The 18,206-nt window shown below is 42.3% G+C and carries 17 protein-coding genes and 2 tRNA genes; 14 read left to right on the forward strand and 5 right to left on the reverse strand.

Annotated elements, in window-relative coordinates; genetic code table 11:
• Positions 1 to 25 precede the first annotated feature (25 nt).
• Both BLT41_RS17285 and BLT41_RS02830 read right to left on the reverse strand, forming a co-directional pair.
• On the reverse strand, positions 26 to 121 hold the full coding sequence (locus BLT41_RS17285; RefSeq protein WP_139167319.1) for a MetS family NSS transporter small subunit: 96 nt from the start codon (positions 119 to 121) through the stop codon (positions 26 to 28).
• Positions 122 to 124: 3 nt separating this feature from the next.
• On the reverse strand, positions 125 to 1,630 hold the full coding sequence (locus tag BLT41_RS02830; protein ID WP_092158046.1) for a sodium-dependent transporter: 1,506 nt from the start codon (positions 1,628 to 1,630) through the stop codon (positions 125 to 127).
• Between the two features lie 630 nt (positions 1,631 to 2,260).
• Here BLT41_RS02830 and BLT41_RS02835 point away from each other — a divergent pair.
• Both BLT41_RS02835 and BLT41_RS02840 read left to right on the forward strand, forming a co-directional pair.
• Positions 2,261 to 2,617: a response regulator gene (locus BLT41_RS02835; protein WP_092158048.1), complete on the forward strand. Its 357-nt coding sequence runs from the start codon at positions 2,261 to 2,263 to the stop codon at positions 2,615 to 2,617.
• A gap of 358 nt (positions 2,618 to 2,975) precedes the next feature.
• Positions 2,976 to 3,899: an ACP S-malonyltransferase gene (locus tag BLT41_RS02840; protein ID WP_092158050.1), complete on the forward strand. Its 924-nt coding sequence runs from the start codon at positions 2,976 to 2,978 to the stop codon at positions 3,897 to 3,899.
• 52 nt (positions 3,900 to 3,951) lie between these two features.
• On the opposite strand, the gene BLT41_RS02845 is transcribed toward BLT41_RS02840, so the two are convergent.
• A complete protein-coding gene (locus BLT41_RS02845) occupies positions 3,952 to 4,218 on the reverse strand; it encodes a hypothetical protein (RefSeq protein WP_092158052.1) in 267 nt (88 codons plus the stop codon).
• 269 nt (positions 4,219 to 4,487) lie between these two features.
• On the opposite strand from BLT41_RS02845, the gene BLT41_RS02850 reads away from it, so the two are divergent.
• The 4 genes from BLT41_RS02850 (at position 4,488) to BLT41_RS02865 (ending at position 7,078) form a co-directional block, all read left to right on the forward strand.
• Positions 4,488 to 4,925 (forward strand): 4Fe-4S binding protein, encoded by a 438-nt coding sequence (locus BLT41_RS02850; protein ID WP_092158055.1) that lies wholly within the window; start codon positions 4,488 to 4,490, stop codon positions 4,923 to 4,925.
• The gene (locus BLT41_RS02855; protein WP_092158057.1) at positions 4,922 to 6,703 is read left to right on the forward strand and encodes an aldehyde ferredoxin oxidoreductase N-terminal domain-containing protein; all 1,782 of its coding nucleotides are present in this window, start codon (positions 4,922 to 4,924) and stop codon (positions 6,701 to 6,703) included. The genes BLT41_RS02850 and BLT41_RS02855 overlap by 4 nt, the downstream gene beginning before the upstream one ends.
• 63 nt (positions 6,704 to 6,766) lie before the next feature.
• A tRNA-Phe gene (locus tag BLT41_RS02860) sits at positions 6,767 to 6,842 on the forward strand.
• 160 nt (positions 6,843 to 7,002) lie between these two features.
• Positions 7,003 to 7,078 (forward strand) — tRNA-Phe (locus BLT41_RS02865).
• 216 nt (positions 7,079 to 7,294) lie between these two features.
• On the opposite strand, the gene BLT41_RS02870 is transcribed toward BLT41_RS02865, so the two are convergent.
• Complete coding sequence (locus BLT41_RS02870; protein WP_092158059.1) at positions 7,295 to 7,651, reverse strand: winged helix-turn-helix transcriptional regulator; 357 nt, start codon at positions 7,649 to 7,651, stop codon at positions 7,295 to 7,297.
• A gap of 508 nt (positions 7,652 to 8,159) precedes the next feature.
• Between BLT41_RS02870 and BLT41_RS02875 the strand changes: the two genes are divergently transcribed.
• The gene (locus BLT41_RS02875; protein ID WP_092158060.1) at positions 8,160 to 9,314 is read left to right on the forward strand and encodes an iron-containing alcohol dehydrogenase; all 1,155 of its coding nucleotides are present in this window, start codon (positions 8,160 to 8,162) and stop codon (positions 9,312 to 9,314) included.
• Positions 9,315 to 9,434: 120 nt separating this feature from the next.
• Positions 9,435 to 10,670, forward strand: coding sequence for an NAD(P)-dependent oxidoreductase (locus tag BLT41_RS02880; RefSeq protein WP_092158061.1), 1,236 nt, complete (start codon positions 9,435 to 9,437; stop codon positions 10,668 to 10,670).
• 70 nt (positions 10,671 to 10,740) lie between these two features.
• Here the strand turns inward: BLT41_RS02880 and BLT41_RS02885 are convergent, their stop codons facing one another.
• Positions 10,741 to 11,163: a GNAT family acetyltransferase gene (locus BLT41_RS02885; protein ID WP_092158062.1), complete on the reverse strand. Its 423-nt coding sequence runs from the start codon at positions 11,161 to 11,163 to the stop codon at positions 10,741 to 10,743.
• Positions 11,164 to 11,273: 110 nt separating this feature from the next.
• Here BLT41_RS02885 and BLT41_RS02890 point away from each other — a divergent pair, with 110 nt between their 5' ends.
• From BLT41_RS02890 to BLT41_RS02915, 6 genes are all read left to right on the forward strand, one after another.
• Positions 11,274 to 11,618, forward strand: a complete 345-nt coding sequence (locus tag BLT41_RS02890) for a DsrE family protein (RefSeq protein WP_092158063.1) — start codon at positions 11,274 to 11,276, stop codon at positions 11,616 to 11,618.
• Positions 11,619 to 11,660: 42 nt separating this feature from the next.
• Positions 11,661 to 12,044: a hypothetical protein gene (locus tag BLT41_RS02895; protein WP_092158064.1), complete on the forward strand. Its 384-nt coding sequence runs from the start codon at positions 11,661 to 11,663 to the stop codon at positions 12,042 to 12,044.
• On the forward strand, positions 12,025 to 12,630 hold the full coding sequence (locus tag BLT41_RS02900; protein ID WP_092158065.1) for a hypothetical protein: 606 nt from the start codon (positions 12,025 to 12,027) through the stop codon (positions 12,628 to 12,630). The genes BLT41_RS02895 and BLT41_RS02900 overlap by 20 nt, the downstream gene beginning before the upstream one ends.
• Positions 12,631 to 12,851: 221 nt before the next feature.
• Positions 12,852 to 15,152: an Orn/Lys/Arg family decarboxylase gene (locus BLT41_RS02905; protein ID WP_092158066.1), complete on the forward strand. Its 2,301-nt coding sequence runs from the start codon at positions 12,852 to 12,854 to the stop codon at positions 15,150 to 15,152.
• Positions 15,153 to 15,227: 75 nt separating this feature from the next.
• Positions 15,228 to 16,694, forward strand: a complete 1,467-nt coding sequence (locus BLT41_RS02910; protein WP_092158068.1) for an amino acid permease — start codon at positions 15,228 to 15,230, stop codon at positions 16,692 to 16,694.
• A gap of 82 nt (positions 16,695 to 16,776) precedes the next feature.
• A complete protein-coding gene (locus BLT41_RS02915) occupies positions 16,777 to 18,120 on the forward strand; it encodes an amino acid permease (protein WP_092158070.1) in 1,344 nt (447 codons plus the stop codon).
• Positions 18,121 to 18,206: the final 86 nt, after the last annotated feature.

Consider the following 18,206-nt stretch of genomic DNA (forward strand, 5'->3'; position numbering starts at 1 on the left):
CTTTTAACTTGTATATCAACTGTGGTTATTTATGCTTAAGAGCTATGCGGAAACAGATTATTGCGCCGCCCCAGGTGATGCCGAGTCCGAATACCATCATAATTATTGCGCCGGTAGTCATAATCTATCTCCTTTTGAGGAAGTGGTTGTTTTCTGATTTTTTCACAAAAGCAAAATCTTTGTGTGCAAATGTCATTGAGAATATTGAGCAGACAAAAAGGACAGCCCATCCGAATAGTATGATGGCTGTGTTTGAGTATCCGCCGTAGTTTGTCTGAAGATCACCAATGAAGTTGTTGATGACCATGAAGCCGAGCATAACAGGCACAATGTACCGCAGGCAGGTTTTCCATAAGCCACCGACTTTCAATTCAGAAGTGGTGTTAATGTGCTGGCTGAGGGCGTCCAGATCGCAGAACCATGCGATGAAGATGATTTCAATAAATCCGCCGATGAGTATTCCGAAGTTGTTCACAAAGTGGTCAACAATATCAAGCAACAGAAGTCCGCTGCCGGTTGTGAACATAATACTTATGAGGAATCCGATAAGGCAGAAAATAATTGCTGCTTTTTGACGAGTAACGTTCAGTTTATCAATAATAGCTGAAACAACTGCTTCTGTGATGGAAATCATGGAAGACAGTCCGGCAACTACGAGAGCCAGAAAGAACATTACACCGAAGAAAACAGGCATCGGCATCAGATTGATTGCAGTCGGCAAAGTAATGAATGCCAGACCAACACCGGAACTGGTAACGTCACTGACGGGAACACCCTGCTGTAGAGCCATGTAACCGAGAACACTGAAGATCATTATACCTGAAAGCATACTGAACCCGCAGTTGATGAAAACAGTCATACAGGCGTTATTGGTGATGTCAGATTTTTTTGGAAGATAACTGGAATATGCCAGCATGATGGCAAAACCTATTGAAAGGCTGTAGAAAATCTGTCCGAAAGCGTCAGCCCAGACTTTTCCTTTTAAAAGTGCGGAAAAATCAGGTTTGAAGAGCCAGTTTAAACCATCTGCAGCTCCGGGAAGCATTAATCCGCGGGCAATGAATATAAAAACCAGCAGGAAAAGAAGCGGCATAAATATTTTATTAGCTCTTTCAATTCCTTTTTTAACGCCGGTAAAGACGGCAAGAAAAGTACAGAACCAAGCAGTCGCAGTTGCTGCAAAAATAGCCCACTGTATACCACCGACTTCCATAGGTGAATTACTGAGATGTAAAAAATCACCATAGAAGAAATCTTTCGGGTTCATCCCCCAGCCTTGCGTGAATGATAGAATTAAATAATTCATGGCCCACGCGATGACGACTACATAATATGTGTCAATAATGAAGGCGACCATGATCTGCCACCAGCCGAGCCATTCCCAGCGTTTAGATATGGAAGCGAAAATTTTGGGAGCTGATCCTTTGAATTTCTGACCGAGTCCAAACTCCAGAATCATGAAGGGAATACCCGCAGCGAGCATAGCTACAAAGTAAGGAATAAGGAAAGCACCACCACCGTTTTCATAAACTATGTATGGAAAACGCCAGATGTTACCTAGCCCGATTGCAGACCCTACAGCGGCTAAAATAAAGCCGGAACGTGAACCCCATGTTTCTCTTTTTTGCATTTTGTTTGAACTCCTTTCGAGAAAAGACAACGGATTAAGTAGAAATTATACGTAATCCGCAAAAATATGTATATTAATGTGCTAAACGCACGAATGGTGATTCGCATAAAATACATTTTGACAATTGTCTATTAAAGAAAGGTGCTATTTTTTGAAGCTACGACTGAGGGATGCGGAGAAAATTGATTTTTTTAATTTATAAAAACAAGTTAATTAAGTGAATTTTATATAAAAAGATAAGTTTTAAGCAATAAAGAGTTAATGTACTATTAAGAAAAATTATATCTTTTAGAGAGTTGCATAGAAGAGGGTAAATTTTTAAAAGACTAATAGTTGCGATAGTTTAATGTTATATTCTAATATACTGATTGCAGGGAGGATACTATGCAGGAAAAGTTTTATATTGGTGGTATCTTTTCAATGTTGTGTAGAGTTGTTTTTGCATCGCTTTTATGAATACGCTAAAGCTAATTCGGTTGGACAGTCTTTGAGCTGGTTGCAATGGGTGCAATGCAATTAATATGTCTCAGTGCATTTATTTAATTAGCCATTTTTTTTATAATTAGATGGTCGACTTATAGGGTCTGAATGGAATATGCTTTTCTAAGTAGTTTTTAAGGAGCATTAAGCATGGCAAATATTTTGGTTCTTGATGATGTAATAGACGCTGGAGTCCTTCTGAAACGTATTCTTGAACGTAAAGGACATGAGGTTTCGGTTTTTTCCGAAGAAGAAGAAGCTCTTAATCATGTTGCAAAGAATAAAGTTGATTTGGCGATTCTGGACATAAAGCTTAAAAAGATGACCGGAGTGGAAGTCTTGGAGCTGATGAAAGAAATATCACCGGATATAAAAGTGATCATGCTTACTGGATATCCTACTCTGGAAACAGCCCGTGCATCAGTTAAACACGGTGCCAATGAATACTGCGTAAAGCCTATTGATAAGGAAGAGCTTGAATCGAAGGTTGCGGATGTTTTGGGCTAGATAGTTATTTTTTGCGCGCAAGATTTGTTGATAATAGTAAATTGCTATTTTGTATCTTCAGGTTTTTCAAGTTGTTCAACTGTACAAATTACTTCATTTTTATCAAATTAAAGCAATATAAGATTGATTTTTTTTAATATACGGTTTTTTACGTGTAAGGTTTTTTCTATAGCTTTTTATTAAGAAAAATAAATTTCAGCCTGATTTTATATAGAAGATAGAGCTTGAATTGATCCGCTAAATTTGCTTTTTATAAGCTGCTTTTAGCGGATTATTTAGAAAGAACAGTCATTTTAAAATATAATTTATATACAGCGGTGAAAATACCGTAATGCAACTATAATCATAAGGAGAAATAATGTCTGATTTATCAATACTTTTCCCCGGTCAGGGATCACAGGAACTTGGAATGGGGCGTGAGCTTGCAGAAGATTGGTCTGTTGCAATGGACATGTGGAAATTTGCTGAAACCGAGAGTGGACTGCCTTTAAGAGAAATTTACTGGCAAGGTTCCCCTGCGGATATGTCTAAAACCGAAGCACTTCAGCCCGCGCTGACAGTAGTAAACCTGTCACTCTGGCTATATCTTAAAGACAGCCTTACTCCCGCGGCAACAGCCGGACACAGTCTCGGTGAGTTTGCTTCTCTCGGGGCATCCGGCATTCTCAGCATTAATGATACAATAAAAGCTGTATCATTGCGCGGTAAGCTTATGTCACAGGTCGCAAATGCGGATCATGGCATGGCCGCTGTTCTTAAGCTTTCACAGGGAGACGTTGAAGAAGCCGTTGAAGTCGCCAGAAGTGAATCCGGTAAAGAACTTAGAATTGCAAACTACAACTCTCCGGCTCAGTATGTGATCAGTGGTGAAAAAGCCGCTCTTGATGCTGCCGGTGTAGTAATAAAAGAGAAGAAAGGACGTGCTATAGTTCTGCCTGTCAGCGGTGCATTTCATAGTCCTCTTATTCAGGAAGCAGCGGATGAATTTGCTGCTTATCTTAAGAAGATGGATTGGAATATTCCAGCCTTTCCTGTTTATTTTAATGCGACTGCTGCACCGGAAAAAAATCCAGAAGAGATTAAAAAGATCATGTGTGCTCAGATGACTTCATCAGTGCGCTGGATTGAAATTATAGCCAATCAGTATGAAGCCGGTGTAGATACTTTCTTTGAACTCGGTCCTAAAGGAGTTCTTACCAAACTTCTCGTAGCAAACCTTAAGGGCAAAGAATACGAAGGTAAGGGAATCGGTAATCTTGCGCAGGCTCAGGAAGTTAAATAGTTATAAAGTACAAGTGGAGGACAGCTTAGCAGTCCTCCACTTGTTTTTAATGCTAAACCTTACAGGCATCACTGCCGGAGCAATAAGCGTCAATAAAACCCATTAATTGATTTCCGAAGTAGACACATTTTTCACCTTCGATACATTTTAAAGCATCTCCGGTTTTGATGTGGGTCTGGAGGGTGTCTTTTCCTTTGCTCAGAGTGATGATCCATTCATTTTTTTCGTCGCTGAATTCGGCGGCAACATCCAGATTAAATTTTTTGATTTCAGGGTAAAGCTCAATAATTTTTCCCGTTATCTGTGAACCTACTCTCATGATTTCCTCCGTTCCGGTTACCTGTGAACGCGGGGCCTATGCCACACATTAAATTGTTTTGCTTAGATATTAAATAATATAATAATGAGACGACAGGTCAAGGGTAATTTGATTAATCTTTGAAGGAAGAGCTCTTTGTTGCGATAATAGTGAGTGAAATTAATTTTCATATTTTTTCAGTTGTGTTAATAGTTGTTTCTGATTGTGTTGCTGGAAAAAAAATTAAAATTTATCCATAAATTGTTTAATTGAACTTCTTGGAGTTTATTATGAAAACCCTGACTGCTGCCCATATGGAACGATGCATAGGATGTCATTCATGCTCCTTTGCGTGTGCGCGGCAAGTGCATAAGTTGCTGTCATGGAACACCGCAGGAATCAGAATTTCCTCTTCCGGAGGGTTATCTACCGGATTTGTGGCGAAAGTCTGTCTTGCCTGTGATCCTGCGCCTTGTGCAGCTGCCTGTCCCACTGAAGCTATGTCGCCACGCAAGAAAGGTGGCGGAGTTATATATAAAAAAGATTTGTGCATACGTTGTGGAAAGTGTGCAGAAGCCTGTCCTGTCGATGCTATTTATTTAGATCTTAAGGGGCGCCCGTTTGTCTGCATTCATTGCGGAAGATGTGTAAAATTCTGTCCTCATGAATGTCTTGAGATGCGTGAATCCGAGAGCACGAAAAGAGCAAAGAAGGAGGACGCATTATGATTCGCGATTATTTTAGAGTTCTCGTGGTTGATCTTGCGACCGGTAAGGGAAAGGTTGCTAAGATTGAGGGACGTAACGAATTTGCTGGTGGAAGCGGGGTAGGCGCGCTCCTGTTCAATATTTATGGACATGCTCAGCGTCCTTGGGATGACCCGGATCAGCCGTTGATTTTTTCAATTGGTGCACTGACCGGACTTTTTCCGCTCATGAGCAAAACTGTTTGTTCCTTTAAATCTCCGTATCATGATCAGTTTGCCGAAAGTCATGCCGGAGGGCGTTCAGCACTTGCTATCCGTTTTGCCGATTATGATGCCATTGTTATCAAAGGACGCGCTCCGCGTTTGTCCTGTCTTTCCATTGGAATGAGTCATCTTGAAGTTAAAGATGTTCAGTTTCTGGCCGGGAAAGATGTTTTTTCCACAGGTAAGTTGCTGCGCCGCATGTTCCCCGGATCGGGGCATCGGTCTATTTTACGCATAGGGCCTGCTGGTGAAAGTTTATCAGGCATGGCTTGTATTAATGCCGATACATATCGTCACTTCGGTCGACTCGGCTCCGGCGGAGTGATGGGGTCAAAAAATCTGAAAGGTATTGTTATTCAAGGTGACGGTTCATTCGCATTGCCGGATAACAAAGATTATTCAAAGGTTTTTGATGAAGTTTATGAAAAAATGACCGGTACAGATATGATGAGTAAATATCATAACTTAGGTACTGCCGCGAATCTGAATGTTCTTAATGAGCTTAAGTCTCTGCCTTGGCGTAATCTTCAGGCCACTAAAGATGATGACATCGCCGGAATTACGGGTGAAAAATTTGCGGATGATACTTTGCTCAGGAATGCCGCTTGTGCCGGTTGTCCTGTCGGTTGTATCCATTTAGGTTTTGTGCGCGAAAAATTTATGGAACAGAATCAGTATATGTACCGTCAGGTGGCCTATGATTACGAGCCGATTTTCGCAACAGGCTCCATGCTTGGCGTGACGGACGCATTTCATGTCCTCGCCATAATGGACGAAATTGAAAAAGTCGGGCTTGATGTCATGTCGGGCGGAGTTGCTCTTGCTTGGGCGACCGAGGCTTTTGAAAAAGGTATCATTACTGAAAAAGAAACAATTGTTCCGCTCGCTTTCGGTGATGCCGAAGGATATAAAAAAGCGGTTAATTATCTAGGACAGGCAGCGAATGAATTTTACACCGCACTCAGTAAAGGAACTCTCGTAGCCACCAAAAAATATGGCGGAGAAGACTTTGCATGCGTACTTGGTCAGGAAATGGCGGGATATGCCACAGGAGAGACTTTTTACGTTGCGGAGAGTCTAGGGTTCAGACATTCACATCTGGACTCAGGAGGATACGCCTGGGATCAGAAAAACGACAAGAAGGATGTTGACGCAGTCTGTGATTTCCTTATCGGGGATGAAACAGGACGCGCTTTCATTACTTCAATGGTCGCATGTCTGTTCGGTCGCGGTGTGTATAATGATGAGCAGCTTTCCGCCTGCCTTAAATCTGTCGGATATACTGAAATTGCCGAGAACATGGATACCATCGGGGAAAGAGTCCGGGCAATGCGGTGGAAGGTGCGTTTTGATACCGGCTATGATCCGGACGCCATATCCATTCCGAAAAGATATAATGAAGTGACCACCTGGAAAGGTAAAACAGATCCTGAATATCTGGCCGAGTTAAAGAAAGAATACGGCAATAGAATACGTAATCTGGTCTCAGAAGAGGCCTTAATCAGGCTCGGATTGGATAAATACGAAAAAAATTAAGTGAAAACTAAAAAAGTACTTGCCAAGGCGAGCATGTTTAGTTAGTTATCTCTCCTCAGCGGCGCCGAGGTAGCTCAGTCGGTAGAGCAGTGGACTGAAAATCCACGTGTCGGGAGTTCAATTCTCTCCCTCGGCACCATCTGTAAAGAACAGCCCTCATAATTTATTATGAGGGCTTTTTCTATTGTGGAAGAGTTCAATCTAATTTGAGTTGTTTTTTTGGTAAGCTTATAAATTTCTTTAGAGCTGAAATTCTCAGTTGACATAAATCAATGTTATGATAGGACTTACCTATCGGCGCCGAGGTAGCTCAGTCGGTAGAGCAGTGGACTGAAAATCCACGTGTCGGGAGTTCAATTCTCTCCCTCGGCACCACTTGGAAATTTAAGGGTTAAGCTAAATCAGCTTAGCCCTTTTTCTTTTTGTTTTTTAGTACCTTACAGATAAAGTATAGTTACTCATCGTTAGAAATAAGTCTCTTATCCAATCCGCTAACGTTATCAATAGTCTTTATTTTACGGACCTTGAAGATTAATTTTAGGGCATCCCTGCGCTTTTATTCTGTCTTCCATATAAGAAACTGCCATGGAGTTAGTCCTGCGGTTTCCGCCTTGTCAGGTATTCAACTGTCCAGGCATTCATATCTTCGAAGAGCGGAATTAGTTTTCGTCCCATTTCAGTCAGTGAATACTCTACAGTCGGGGGAACGCCCGGCTGTTCCTCTCTGTATACAATTTCATACCTCTCCAGATTTCGTAGCTGTTGGGTCAGCATTTTTTGAGTAACTTTGGGCATAAGCCGCCTGAGTTCACCAAAGCGGCGGTTTTCTGCTTTTGACAGGTGCCAGATGATCAGCGGCACCCATTTACCGGACAAGATCTCAAAAGCGACTTCAAGTTCATGGGTGTAGCTGCTGCAACTGACTTTATTGGTTCTATCCGCTGGCATATGTTTTCTCCTTGTAAATTCCATCCCCCTACACCGCATAGACCTTTCGTCTTTTTTTTATGAGTGGAATCAAATTTTTTTATTATCAAATATTGACCGAATCGCGGCACAGGATGTGCGTCTGCGTATCGACCTCAATGATTGTAGGTTTATCATTTATCACACTTTTTGGGTAGTCGGTTTAATAATTAAAGTAGTGGTTCCCATTTGTATACTGCCCACCAATTGCATACTACGTTTCCGAAAAGTGCGTACTTTACAGAATGATTATTTTGATGTGTAAGCCTTTCACAGAAGAATTTATCACATTTTGTTCTCTGTCTTTTTCATATGTCAACGGTGAGAAATAAAATTCACTGATGCACATTTGAAAAAGAGTAATGTAGTATGCGTTTTTTTATCTGCACTGTTTATTGAATTTTCATATTGTTGCGCATCTAATTAATAAAGTTCTCAACAATCAACAGTGGGCAAACTGTTTTTATTAAAGGTTTAAGGAGTATTAAAAATGGCAAGATTTACTATCCCCCGCGAAGTTTACTTTGGAGAAGGCACTATTGCGGAGTTGAAAAATTTGAAAGGGCACAGGGCTGCAATAGTCATCAGCGGAGGCTCCATCAAACGCAACGGCGCTCTTGACAAGATTGAAGGGTTCCTGAAAGAATCTGGTATGGAAACAATCCTGATCGAAGGCGTTGAGCCCGATCCGTCTGTCGCTACCGTCATGAAGGGTGTTGAAATCATGAATGATTTCCAGCCAGACTGGATTGTAGGCGTAGGCGGAGGTTCCCCTATCGATGCAGCCAAGGCCATGTGGATTTTCTACGAAAATCCTGAGTTTACCTTTGAAGAAGCTGCCAAGCCTTTCAACCTGCCGGAGCTCCGCAAGAAAGCTCACTTCGTCGCCGTGCCCACTACCAGCGGAACCGGAACCGAAGTCACTTGTTTCTCCGTCATTACCAATGAGAAAAACGGCATCAAGTACCCCATCGCCGACTTTAATATCACTCCTGATGTTGCCATCGTGGATACTGACCTTGCTCAAACCATGCCCGCAACTTTGGTCGCATACACTGGTATGGACGCACTGACTCATGATCTGGAAGCATACGTTTCAACCATGTCTAATGAGCTGACTGATTGTCTTGCTATAAAGTCCATGGAAATGATTCAGGAACATTTACCTGAATCATTCAAAGGTAACACTGAGTCCCGTGCTAAAATTCATGTAGCACAGTGCCTCGCAGGGATGTCCTTTTCTAACGCCATTCTGGGCATTGTTCACAGCATGGCTCACAAGACAGGTAAAACATTTGACATTCCACACGGTTGTGCGAATGCTATCTATCTTCCAGTGGTAATCAAATTCAACGCCGAAGTCGCAGGCGAAAAGTACGCCGATGCCGCCAAACGTCTTGACTTGGCAGGCAACTCCACTGAAGAACTGGTGGGCTCTTTGATCAATTTTATCGAAGGCCTGAGCGCAGACATGAAGATCCCGGCAACTCTTAAGGAGTTCGGTGTCGACGAAGGAGACTTCCTTAAAAATCTGGATATGATCTCCGAAGGCGCAGTGGGCGACCCCTGCACCGGCACTAACCCTCGTGAAATATCTGTCGAACAGATGAAAGAACTGTTCAGAATTTGCTACTACGGCAAATAATCAACCCGCAATAAGCGTTCATAATTAAGCAGCGGGACGGTTTTTGAAACCGTTCCGCTGCTTTGCAATTCGGACCTTGAAGCCAACGCTATCCACTAAAGCCATAAAAGGGGTAATATAATGGGAAAACATATTATTGAAGAAGCAAGCCGCTGCCTGCAATGCAAGCGGCCTTTGTGCACTAAAGGATGTCCGATCAGTACCCCGGTCAATAAAATGGTGAAGGCGTTGCTGGATGGGGATATGCAGAGAGCTGGCGAATTACTTTTCAGAAATAATCCACTTTCTGTAGTCTGTTCACTCATTTGTCCTCATGAAAACTTTTGCGAAGGGCACTGCATTCTCGGGCGAAAGAGTTCTCCCGTACAAGTGAGTGACATTGAAAATTACGTATCCAGATATTATCTGGATCAATATCAGCCAAGTCAGCCTCAAAATAAGAATAACGGCAAACGAATAGCCATCATCGGATCGGGACCAGCCGGTATTTCTGTTGCTTTTATACTTGCTTCTAAAGGTTTCGCCGTGACCATTTTCGAGTCTGAAGAAAAGATTGGTGGTGTCCTCCAGTATGGCATCCCTGACTTCCGGCTCCCTAAAGATATTTTGGAAAAACTCAAAAAAAGATTACTTAAATTAGGCGTGAAAATTCGCCCTAATACACTCATTGGTCCGGTGATAAGTATTGATGACCTGTTCCGTGATGAATATCAGGCCGTCTTCATCGGAACTGGAGTATGGAATCCCAGACCGTTGCGTCTCAAGGGAGAAACGCTTGGGCATGTTCACTATGCTATAAATTATCTCAAAAATCCGGATGTTTACACATTGGGTAAAAAAGTTGCTGTCATCGGAGCTGGTAATGTTGCCATGGATGTGGCGCGAACCGCACTACGGAAAGGGGCGGAGGAAGTTACCATTTTGTATCGGCGCGGCGAAGAGGATATAAGTGCTACCAAGTACGAATATGAATACGCTAAACTGGATGGCGTTAAGTTCAAATTCTACACTTCTCCTCTTGAGATAGAAGATACTCGCGTATTGTGTGCCAAGACGCATAAAGTTGAAGATGAGCAAGGTAAAACACGCCTCGAAACAATTGCGGGAGCTGAGGAATATTTTGATGCAAACTCAGTGTTTGTTGCTGTCAGTCAGACTCCGAGGGGCAACTTATCTGGCCTTGAAGTAGGCAAAACCGGTCTAGTCATTACAGATGAAGAAGGGCGTACAACCCGGGAAGGGGTTTTCGCATCTGGAGATGTTGTGACCGGTGCTAGGACAGTGGTTGAAGCTGTCAATTGTTCAAAGCGTTCGGCGCAATCAATTCTTGAGTACATTGAGAAGAATGCTTCGTAGAAGATTTTATTAAGGGTTAAGCTGAATCAGCTTAGCCCTTTTTCTTTAGGATGTTACAGATCAAGTGTAATTATTCCTCATCAGAAACAAGTCTCTTGCCCAATCCTATAACGTTATCAATTTCATAGCCCAGACCTTGATAGAAAGCTAAAACCTCAGTATTTGTTTTACGGACCTGAAGATTAATTTTAGGGCATCCCTTCGCTTTTATTCTGTCTTCCACACAATTCATTATCTTTTTTGCAAATCCTTTTTTTTGAACTTTTGGAGACACAGCCAGATAGTTTATCCATCCTCTATGTCCTTCGTAACCGCCCATCACTGTGGCTACAATTTCGTTTTTGTATATACCTACCAAAAATAAATCAGGATCAATTATCATTTTTCTGCGAATATCATTTTTCGGGTCATTCCACGGTGCAACAAGATTGCATTTTTTCCATAATTCAATGACTTTTTCTTCGTCTTCCTGTTTGAATTCTCTTACTTGCATTAATTAATCTCATTTATGACTGAAGGGTTGCTTTTGGTATTTTTAAAAACAAATGATAACAAAAAAGTATCTTTAGCAGCAATAACTAAAACATAAACACGGGGGTGATAATGAGCGATAAAACACATTTGTATATTCTATGGACTAATGCTGATGTTGAAGCTGCAGAAAAAATGGTATTTATGTATGGTGTTAATTCATTACTTAAAGGATGGTGGGAGGAAGTAACCATTATTCTCTGGGGCGGTTCGGTAAAGCTTGCAGCTGAGAACGAGACAATAAAACAACTTATTTCAAGTGCGCTAAAAGCTGGCGTAAATATGAGTGCGTGCCGTTCCTGCGCTGATATGTATGGTTTGGTCGGAGAAATCGAAGCGCAAAATATTGAAGTCATTTATTGGGGAGAGCCGTTGACTGATCTTCTTAAAAACAATGAAAAGTTACTGACAGTTTAATTTTTTATAAGTTATTATTTGGCAGAAGAACGAGGAGCAAAAATGAAAATACGGATATTTACATTGGTGATGTTGTTTTCAATCGTATTCGGGTTGTCCGCTTGTGCAAGCTATGAGCGAACTACCGGGGTGGATAATACATGGCGATCAAAGGATGTGCCTGTCTTTGAGATTGGTGTGACTACTCAGGCGGATGTAATCAAAGCTTTGGGGCCTCCTTCACAGATTATTACTCTTAAAGAAAAGCCTGTTTTTTATTATTTGCATGAGCACAGAAAAGGTGGCGGAGTCTTTTTGCTTATATTCAACTATGCCAACGATAAGGCTGTTTACGACCGGGCCGTATTCTTTTTTGATGCCGAGGGAGTTATGGAAGATTTCAGCTTTAGCAAGGAAAGCGTGCCTTATGAGCCAGAGAGCGAGTAAAATTTTTACAATACTCCTGCTTTGTCTAGTCTTGTTTTCAGGCTGTACTATTATCAAAAAAGAAGGCTTGAATTCGATTGTTTTTGATCCGGCTGAGTATGAGCAGGGTAAATCCTCATGGAATGAGCTTCTTGCCGATTTAGGTCCACCTGATCAGATCGGTGAAATGGGCAGTGGTATGGTATGGCTGTATGAAAATATTGATATCAGTGAATTTCAAGTGGGTGCTTCTCTGCAATATGAATGGCTATCACTTATTAAACTTGTTCACGCAACAGCTGATGCCAGGCGGGTGGCTTTATTGCTGACTTTTGATGAAGACAGGATGTTGAAAAGCGGTAATCTTTTTGAGTGGGAAGATGATCTCGGTCACGATAATGCCATTCAATTTTTTTTGGTTGTAACAAGCCTTGCGGATGCAGATCATTTGTCTCGTGAACCGCAACAGCTTCGATGGGGTAAAAACCTTCTTGCACCATTGCCGGAGGGATTGAATGCCGGGTGGCTACCTGAATTAACCGGGAAAGGTATAGAGCTTAGAGGAACTCCTTTAAAAGCAGGGCAACACACTTTAGAAATGCACTAAACTAGGTGTATATGAAATTTTGATTTGGTAATGTAATTAAATCAGTTGAATTTGTTTTGCTGTTGATAGTCCCTTCATGAGAAATCATGGGGGCTTTTTTTTGATAGTATAGCCATCATTCCAAATTTGATGTAATTGTAATTAATATAAAAAGGTCTTTAATGAGGGATGAGTATTTTGTCAGGGCATTAAATATAAAAGATTAAAAAGGAGTATGCGGGATGAAGATAACCAAGCATTCTTGGCCTGTTTTGATTGTTTCCGGTCAGTTTGAAGCATCAAATGATGAAGGACTTCGTCTTCGTGAGTTAGAAGAAGAACTTATCGGAGAGCAGGAGTGCTCAGTAATCCCTTCTTACAGTTATGAAGATGCTATTGAAATTTTCATGTCCCGCGCAGACCTTGGCGTAGTTGTTATTGATTGGGATATTCAGGGAGAGAGAGCGGATGAAATAATGCCTCCTGAATTGCTTCTCGATGAAATCCGTAAACGCAATAAGACCATCCCTATTTTCCTGCTGACTGATCGAACTGCAATGGAAGATTTACCTACGAAGGTGTTACGTCAGATCAATGAATGCCTTTGGAAAACAGCCGATACTTCTGAATTTCTTGCCGGACGCATTGAAACTTTGCTCATTGAGTACGTAAAGAGTGTGTATCCGGTCTTTTTCGGTCAAATGGTTAAGTATTCAGAGGCGTACAAATACGCTTGGCATACTCCCGGACATATGGGCGGTGAAGGGTTCCTCAGAAGTCCTGCCGGTGTTGCTATGCACAAATTTTATGGTGAAAATGTTTTCCGTTCCGATCTTTCCATTTCCGTTCCAGAGCTTGGTTCCCTGCTCGATCATGAGGGCGTTGTGGGCGATGCTGAAAAGAATTCAGCGCGGGTGTTCGGTGCCGATCAGACCTATTATGTTCTTAACGGAACCTCAAATGTAAACCAGATTATCTGGCGCAGTCAGCTGGTGCGGGATGACATTGCTTTTGTTGATCGCAACTGCCACAAGTCGCTCAACTACGCCATGGTCATAACCGATGCTTATCCGATTTATATGGTTCCTCGTCGTAATAAACGCGGAATTATCGGTCCTTGCCGTTTGTCAGAATTTTCCGAAAAATCTATTCAAACTAAAGTTAAAGAAAACAAACTCATACCTGATAAGATTAAATCGAGCAGCGTAAAAATGTCTGCGCTCACCAACTCCACTTATGACGGCATTTGCTACAACGTAATCAATATCAAAAAGCAGTTGCAGAAAAGTGTTGAGAATCTTCATTTTGATGAAGCTTGGTATGCTTACGCTCGTTTTCATCCGATTTACAAAGATCATTTCGGCATGGCCGACGATGATCTCAATGAAAACCATCCGCCTATTTTCTGCTCGCATTCTACTCATAAGCTGTTGATGGCATTTTCACAGGCATCCATGCTTCATGTCAGAGACGGAAGTCATGTAAAAATTGATCCTGATGAGTTGAATGAATCGTACATGATGCATGGCTCTACTTCGCCTCAGTACAGCATGATAGCCTCGCTCGATGTTGCAACCAAAATGATGGAAGACAGCGGCGAAGTCTTGATGAATGATACTATTCTGGAAGCTATTAATCTGCGCAAAAAAGTTTCCAAAATTGCTAAGGAAATGAAGGATGAGAATGATTGGTTCTTCGAAATGTGGCAGCCCGCCAAGGTTGATCAGGACGGGGAAATCAAAAATTTTGAAGATGTGCCGACACAGTATCTTTGTGAAAATCAGAAACCGTGGGTTTTCAGTTCAAAAGATGACTGGCATGGATTTGATGACATTGAAGATAATTATGCCATGCTCGATCCTATCAAGCTCACTTTCACAACTCCGGGCTTGAAAGAAAACGGTGAAATGCTGGATGAAGGTATACCTGCTTCCATTGTCACTAACTATCTTATTAACCACGGAATTGTTTGCGAAAAAACAGATTACTATTCCTTCCTGCTCCTTAATTCAATGGGAACAACTAAGGCGAAGCAGGGTTCCCTTTTGGCCGGATTGCTCAAGTTTAAAGAGCTTTATGACGGCAACGTTTCTTTGAATAAAGTGCAGCCCGATCTGGTGCAGAGTTTCCCGGAAGCTTATGACGGAGTGGGCTTGAAAGATCATTGTAACTCCATCCATAAATATTACAAAGAGCACAAGCTGCTTGATAAGATGCAGGCCGCATTTCAGGTAATTCCTGATCAGGCTATGAAGCCTTCGGAAGCTTACCATAATGTTGTCCGCAAAAATGTTGAATATGTTGAACTGAAAGAAATGAAAGGCCGTATTCCAGCTGTTATGGTTGTTCCTTATCCTCCCGGTATCCCGGTGATTATGGGGGGGGAAATTTTGAATGACAAGGCTGATGCTATTTATGAATATTTGGAAACCCGTCAGAACTTTGAGAACGTGTATCCCGGATATGAAAGCGATATCCACGGCGTTGAGCGTATAGAACGCGACGGCAAAAAGTACTTTAGAACCATGTGCGTAAAAAAATAATAATCAAGAAAAGAAGTCCTTCGTAATATACGGAGGACTTCTCTTTTTTGAGATAAACGGGGCTGAATAATATAAATGGCTGAACTGAATAATCCACAGAAATCGAGCAAATTAAGCGTATTCACCCTGATGATGATCAACGTTGCGGCGATTATGTCGCTGCGCGCTTTGCCGGGGCTTGCTGAGTATGGCTGGTCATTGATTTTTTATCTTACTTTAGCGTCACTTTGTTTCTTTATTCCTTCTGCTCTGGTTTCAGCGGAGCTTGCTTCCGGCTGGCAGGGCGAGGGGGGTGTGTATCTCTGGGTGAAGGAGGCTTTCGGCCCGAAGTGGGGATTTGTTGCCATTTTCATGCAGTGGGTGGAAAATCTTCCTTGGTTTCCGGCAGTGCTTGCTTTCGGAGCGTCTGCCATAGCTTATACTTTCAATCCGGAACTTGCTGAAAACAAGTGGTTTATTGTCGGAGTTATTCAGATCGCGCTCTGGGTTACTACTTTTCTTAATTTCAGGGATATGAAGCTGTCAGCTTTTTTCAGTTCTTCAGGTGCTATTGTAGGCACAATTATTCCCGGAATTTTGATTATTGTTTTGGGAATTATCCACGTGCTGTCCGGTAAGCCTTCGGAAATAGTTTTTTCAATGCCCGCGCTGGTCCCTGATATCGACAGCCTGCAACAGCTTATGCTGCTTGCGGCAATGCTTGTTTCATTTCTGGGCATTGAAATGTCTGCGGTTCACGTGAACGAGGTGAAAAATCCTGCGAAGAATTATCCCCGTGCAATTTTCGCGGCCTGTCTCATCATTATATTACTTTCAACTTTTGGATCACTTGCAATTGCGTTGGTTATTCCGGCTGACGGGGTAAGTCTCAGTGCCGGAGTGTGTCAGGCTTTTGATAAGCTTTTTAAAATCCATAACATGCCGTCTATGACTCCTATTATCTGTTTTCTTCTGGCTTATGGGGCGCTTACAATGGTTGTGACGTGGATGGTCGGCCCTTCAAAAGGGATTCGGGAAGTTGCAAAGGAAGGGTATCTTCCAAAATCGTGGCAGAAAACCAACAAGTACGGAATTCCAACAAATATTTTAATTATTCAGACGAGTCTTTCAGCTATTCTTTCTTGCGTAATCCTGTTCATGCCGACAGTCAGCAGTGCGTTTATGCTTATGAGCGCTCTGGCGGCTCAGCTTTATCTGATCATGTATTTACTGATGTTTGCCGCGGCCATTCGGCTTCGCTATACGCATCCCGAAGTAAAACGCGGCTATACCATTCCGGGCGGCAAGATAGGTATTTGGATTGTTTCGACCGTAGCAATGGTTACGTGTCTGTTTGTCATTGTGTTCGGTTTTATTCCACCTCATGCCGTTCGTTCACAAGGAATGTGGCCCTCACTTTATTATGTCGGGTTTCTTTTAACAGGCGTTGTTGTTTTCACACTGGTTCCATTAGTTTTTTATCATCGGGCAATAAGGAAGAAGGCTATGGCGGGAGAAGATATCCAAGTTGAAACTATAATACCTGTTGAAGCTAATTCCTGAGAAATTAAGCGTTTTTATTCTCTGATTATTACATAGCATTACGATTTAATATCCCAATTTAACGAAGATAAGGAGATGCAATATGGCTACTGCTGAACACAAAAAAATGGGCGTGATTGCGTGTACCGCAGTTGTAGCCGGAAACATGATGGGGTCGGGAATTGCACTGCTCCCTGCAAACTTAGCCGCCATCGGCAGTATCTCTTTAATCGGATGGGGAGTTGCTCTGGTCGGAGCGTTGGCGCTGGCATATGTGTTTGCAAGGCTCGGGATGGAAGATCCGCAAGAGGGCGGCCCTATCGCTTATTCTGGCGAAGTTGCTCCTATTCTAGGATACCAGTCCGGCCTGCTTTACTATCACGCTAACTGGATAGGTAATATTGCGATTGCTATAACAGGCGTGGATTATTTATCAATTTTCTTTCCCATTCTGCAAGACCCTCTCTACTCGGGTATAACTTCCATAATAATTATCTGGATATTTACCGGTATCAATATTCTCGGAGCTGACTGGATCGGGCGGCTCGTTTCTGTCGGAGTTGTACTGCTTTTAATCCCGGTGATAATAACGGGTACAGCCGGCTGGGCCTTTTTCGATATGGCACAGTTCAACAGCAATTGGCTTGTGGAAGGTCAAACCTCGGAATCAGCAATTCTAGCGGCTATTATTCTATGTATCTGGAGTTTTATCGGTGTGGAAAGTGCCTCGGTAAACACCGCAGTTGTAAAAAATCCGAAACGTACAATTCCTATTTCAACGATGGTAGGGACGGCTGTGGCGGGGGTAGTATATATTCTTTCCTGTACCACGATATCAGGCATGTTTCCGGCAAGTACGGTTGCCGCGTCGGGAGCACCGTTTTCGCTGGCAATGGGCCATATATGCGCAAATATCCCGTATGCTGAATATGTTCCTAAACTGGTTTCCGCTGTCACGGCGTTTGCCTGTCTGGCCTCACTCGGTTCATGGATGATGCTTGTTTCGCAGGCTGGTTGCAGAGCTTCAAATGATGGAACTCTTCCTAAAGTTTTCGGCAACCGGAATAAGCATGGTGTTCCCGTTGAAGGTCTTGTTTTTTCATCCATTATGATGAGCGTGCTGCTTGTTGTGTTGATGGTTTTGTCCAAAGGCGGAAGCACGCAAAGTATGTTCGGAAATATCATTAATATTGCAGTATTATTGACTCTTCCTCCGTATTTCTACTCAGCACTTAATTTGCTGCGCCGTTATGGATTCAAAGCTAAAAAAGCATGGCTGCAACTCACTTCAGCACTTCTGGCCTGTGGATTTTGTCTGATAGCCCTATCCGGTGCGGCAAAGGACGCATTAATCGGGTGTATGGTTGTAATGCTCTGCACGTTTATTTTCTATGTAGGCAAGGATCGTAGTGGTTTTGAGAAGAAGGTCCGGGCGGAAAAAGAATAATTCAGACTTCTTAATAGAAATCAAAATCCGGGGAGTTCATTTTCTATGAATACCCCGGATTTTTTTGTTTTTCATAATTAGAAGGT

Origin of the sequence: Maridesulfovibrio ferrireducens (assembly GCF_900101105.1) — a bacterium.
GTDB lineage: Bacteria > Desulfobacterota > Desulfovibrionia > Desulfovibrionales > Desulfovibrionaceae > Maridesulfovibrio > Maridesulfovibrio ferrireducens.

What these genes read in the sequence shown, in the direction of transcription:
- BLT41_RS02910 (WP_092158068.1), top strand. Translation starts at nt 15,228, where the DNA reads ATGGCTGAACTGAATAATCCACAGAAATCGAGCAAATTAAGCGTATTC.
- BLT41_RS17285 (WP_139167319.1), bottom strand. Translation starts at nt 121, where the DNA reads ATGACTACCGGCGCAATAATTATGATGGTATTCGGACTCGGCATCACC.
- BLT41_RS02890 (WP_092158063.1), top strand. Translation starts at nt 11,274, where the DNA reads ATGAGCGATAAAACACATTTGTATATTCTATGGACTAATGCTGATGTT.
- BLT41_RS02905 (WP_092158066.1), top strand. Translation starts at nt 12,852, where the DNA reads ATGAAGATAACCAAGCATTCTTGGCCTGTTTTGATTGTTTCCGGTCAG.
- BLT41_RS02840 (WP_092158050.1), top strand. Translation starts at nt 2,976, where the DNA reads ATGTCTGATTTATCAATACTTTTCCCCGGTCAGGGATCACAGGAACTT.
- BLT41_RS02830 (WP_092158046.1), bottom strand. Translation starts at nt 1,630, where the DNA reads ATGCAAAAAAGAGAAACATGGGGTTCACGTTCCGGCTTTATTTTAGCC.
- BLT41_RS02880 (WP_092158061.1), top strand. Translation starts at nt 9,435, where the DNA reads ATGGGAAAACATATTATTGAAGAAGCAAGCCGCTGCCTGCAATGCAAG.
- BLT41_RS02885 (WP_092158062.1), bottom strand. Translation starts at nt 11,163, where the DNA reads ATGCAAGTAAGAGAATTCAAACAGGAAGACGAAGAAAAAGTCATTGAA.
- BLT41_RS02900 (WP_092158065.1), top strand. Translation starts at nt 12,025, where the DNA reads ATGAGCCAGAGAGCGAGTAAAATTTTTACAATACTCCTGCTTTGTCTA.
- BLT41_RS02850 (WP_092158055.1), top strand. Translation starts at nt 4,488, where the DNA reads ATGAAAACCCTGACTGCTGCCCATATGGAACGATGCATAGGATGTCAT.
- BLT41_RS02835 (WP_092158048.1), top strand. Translation starts at nt 2,261, where the DNA reads ATGGCAAATATTTTGGTTCTTGATGATGTAATAGACGCTGGAGTCCTT.
- BLT41_RS02875 (WP_092158060.1), top strand. Translation starts at nt 8,160, where the DNA reads ATGGCAAGATTTACTATCCCCCGCGAAGTTTACTTTGGAGAAGGCACT.
- BLT41_RS02895 (WP_092158064.1), top strand. Translation starts at nt 11,661, where the DNA reads ATGAAAATACGGATATTTACATTGGTGATGTTGTTTTCAATCGTATTC.
- BLT41_RS02845 (WP_092158052.1), bottom strand. Translation starts at nt 4,218, where the DNA reads ATGAGAGTAGGTTCACAGATAACGGGAAAAATTATTGAGCTTTACCCT.
- BLT41_RS02870 (WP_092158059.1), bottom strand. Translation starts at nt 7,651, where the DNA reads ATGCCAGCGGATAGAACCAATAAAGTCAGTTGCAGCAGCTACACCCAT.
- BLT41_RS02915 (WP_092158070.1), top strand. Translation starts at nt 16,777, where the DNA reads ATGGCTACTGCTGAACACAAAAAAATGGGCGTGATTGCGTGTACCGCA.
- BLT41_RS02855 (WP_092158057.1), top strand. Translation starts at nt 4,922, where the DNA reads ATGATTCGCGATTATTTTAGAGTTCTCGTGGTTGATCTTGCGACCGGT.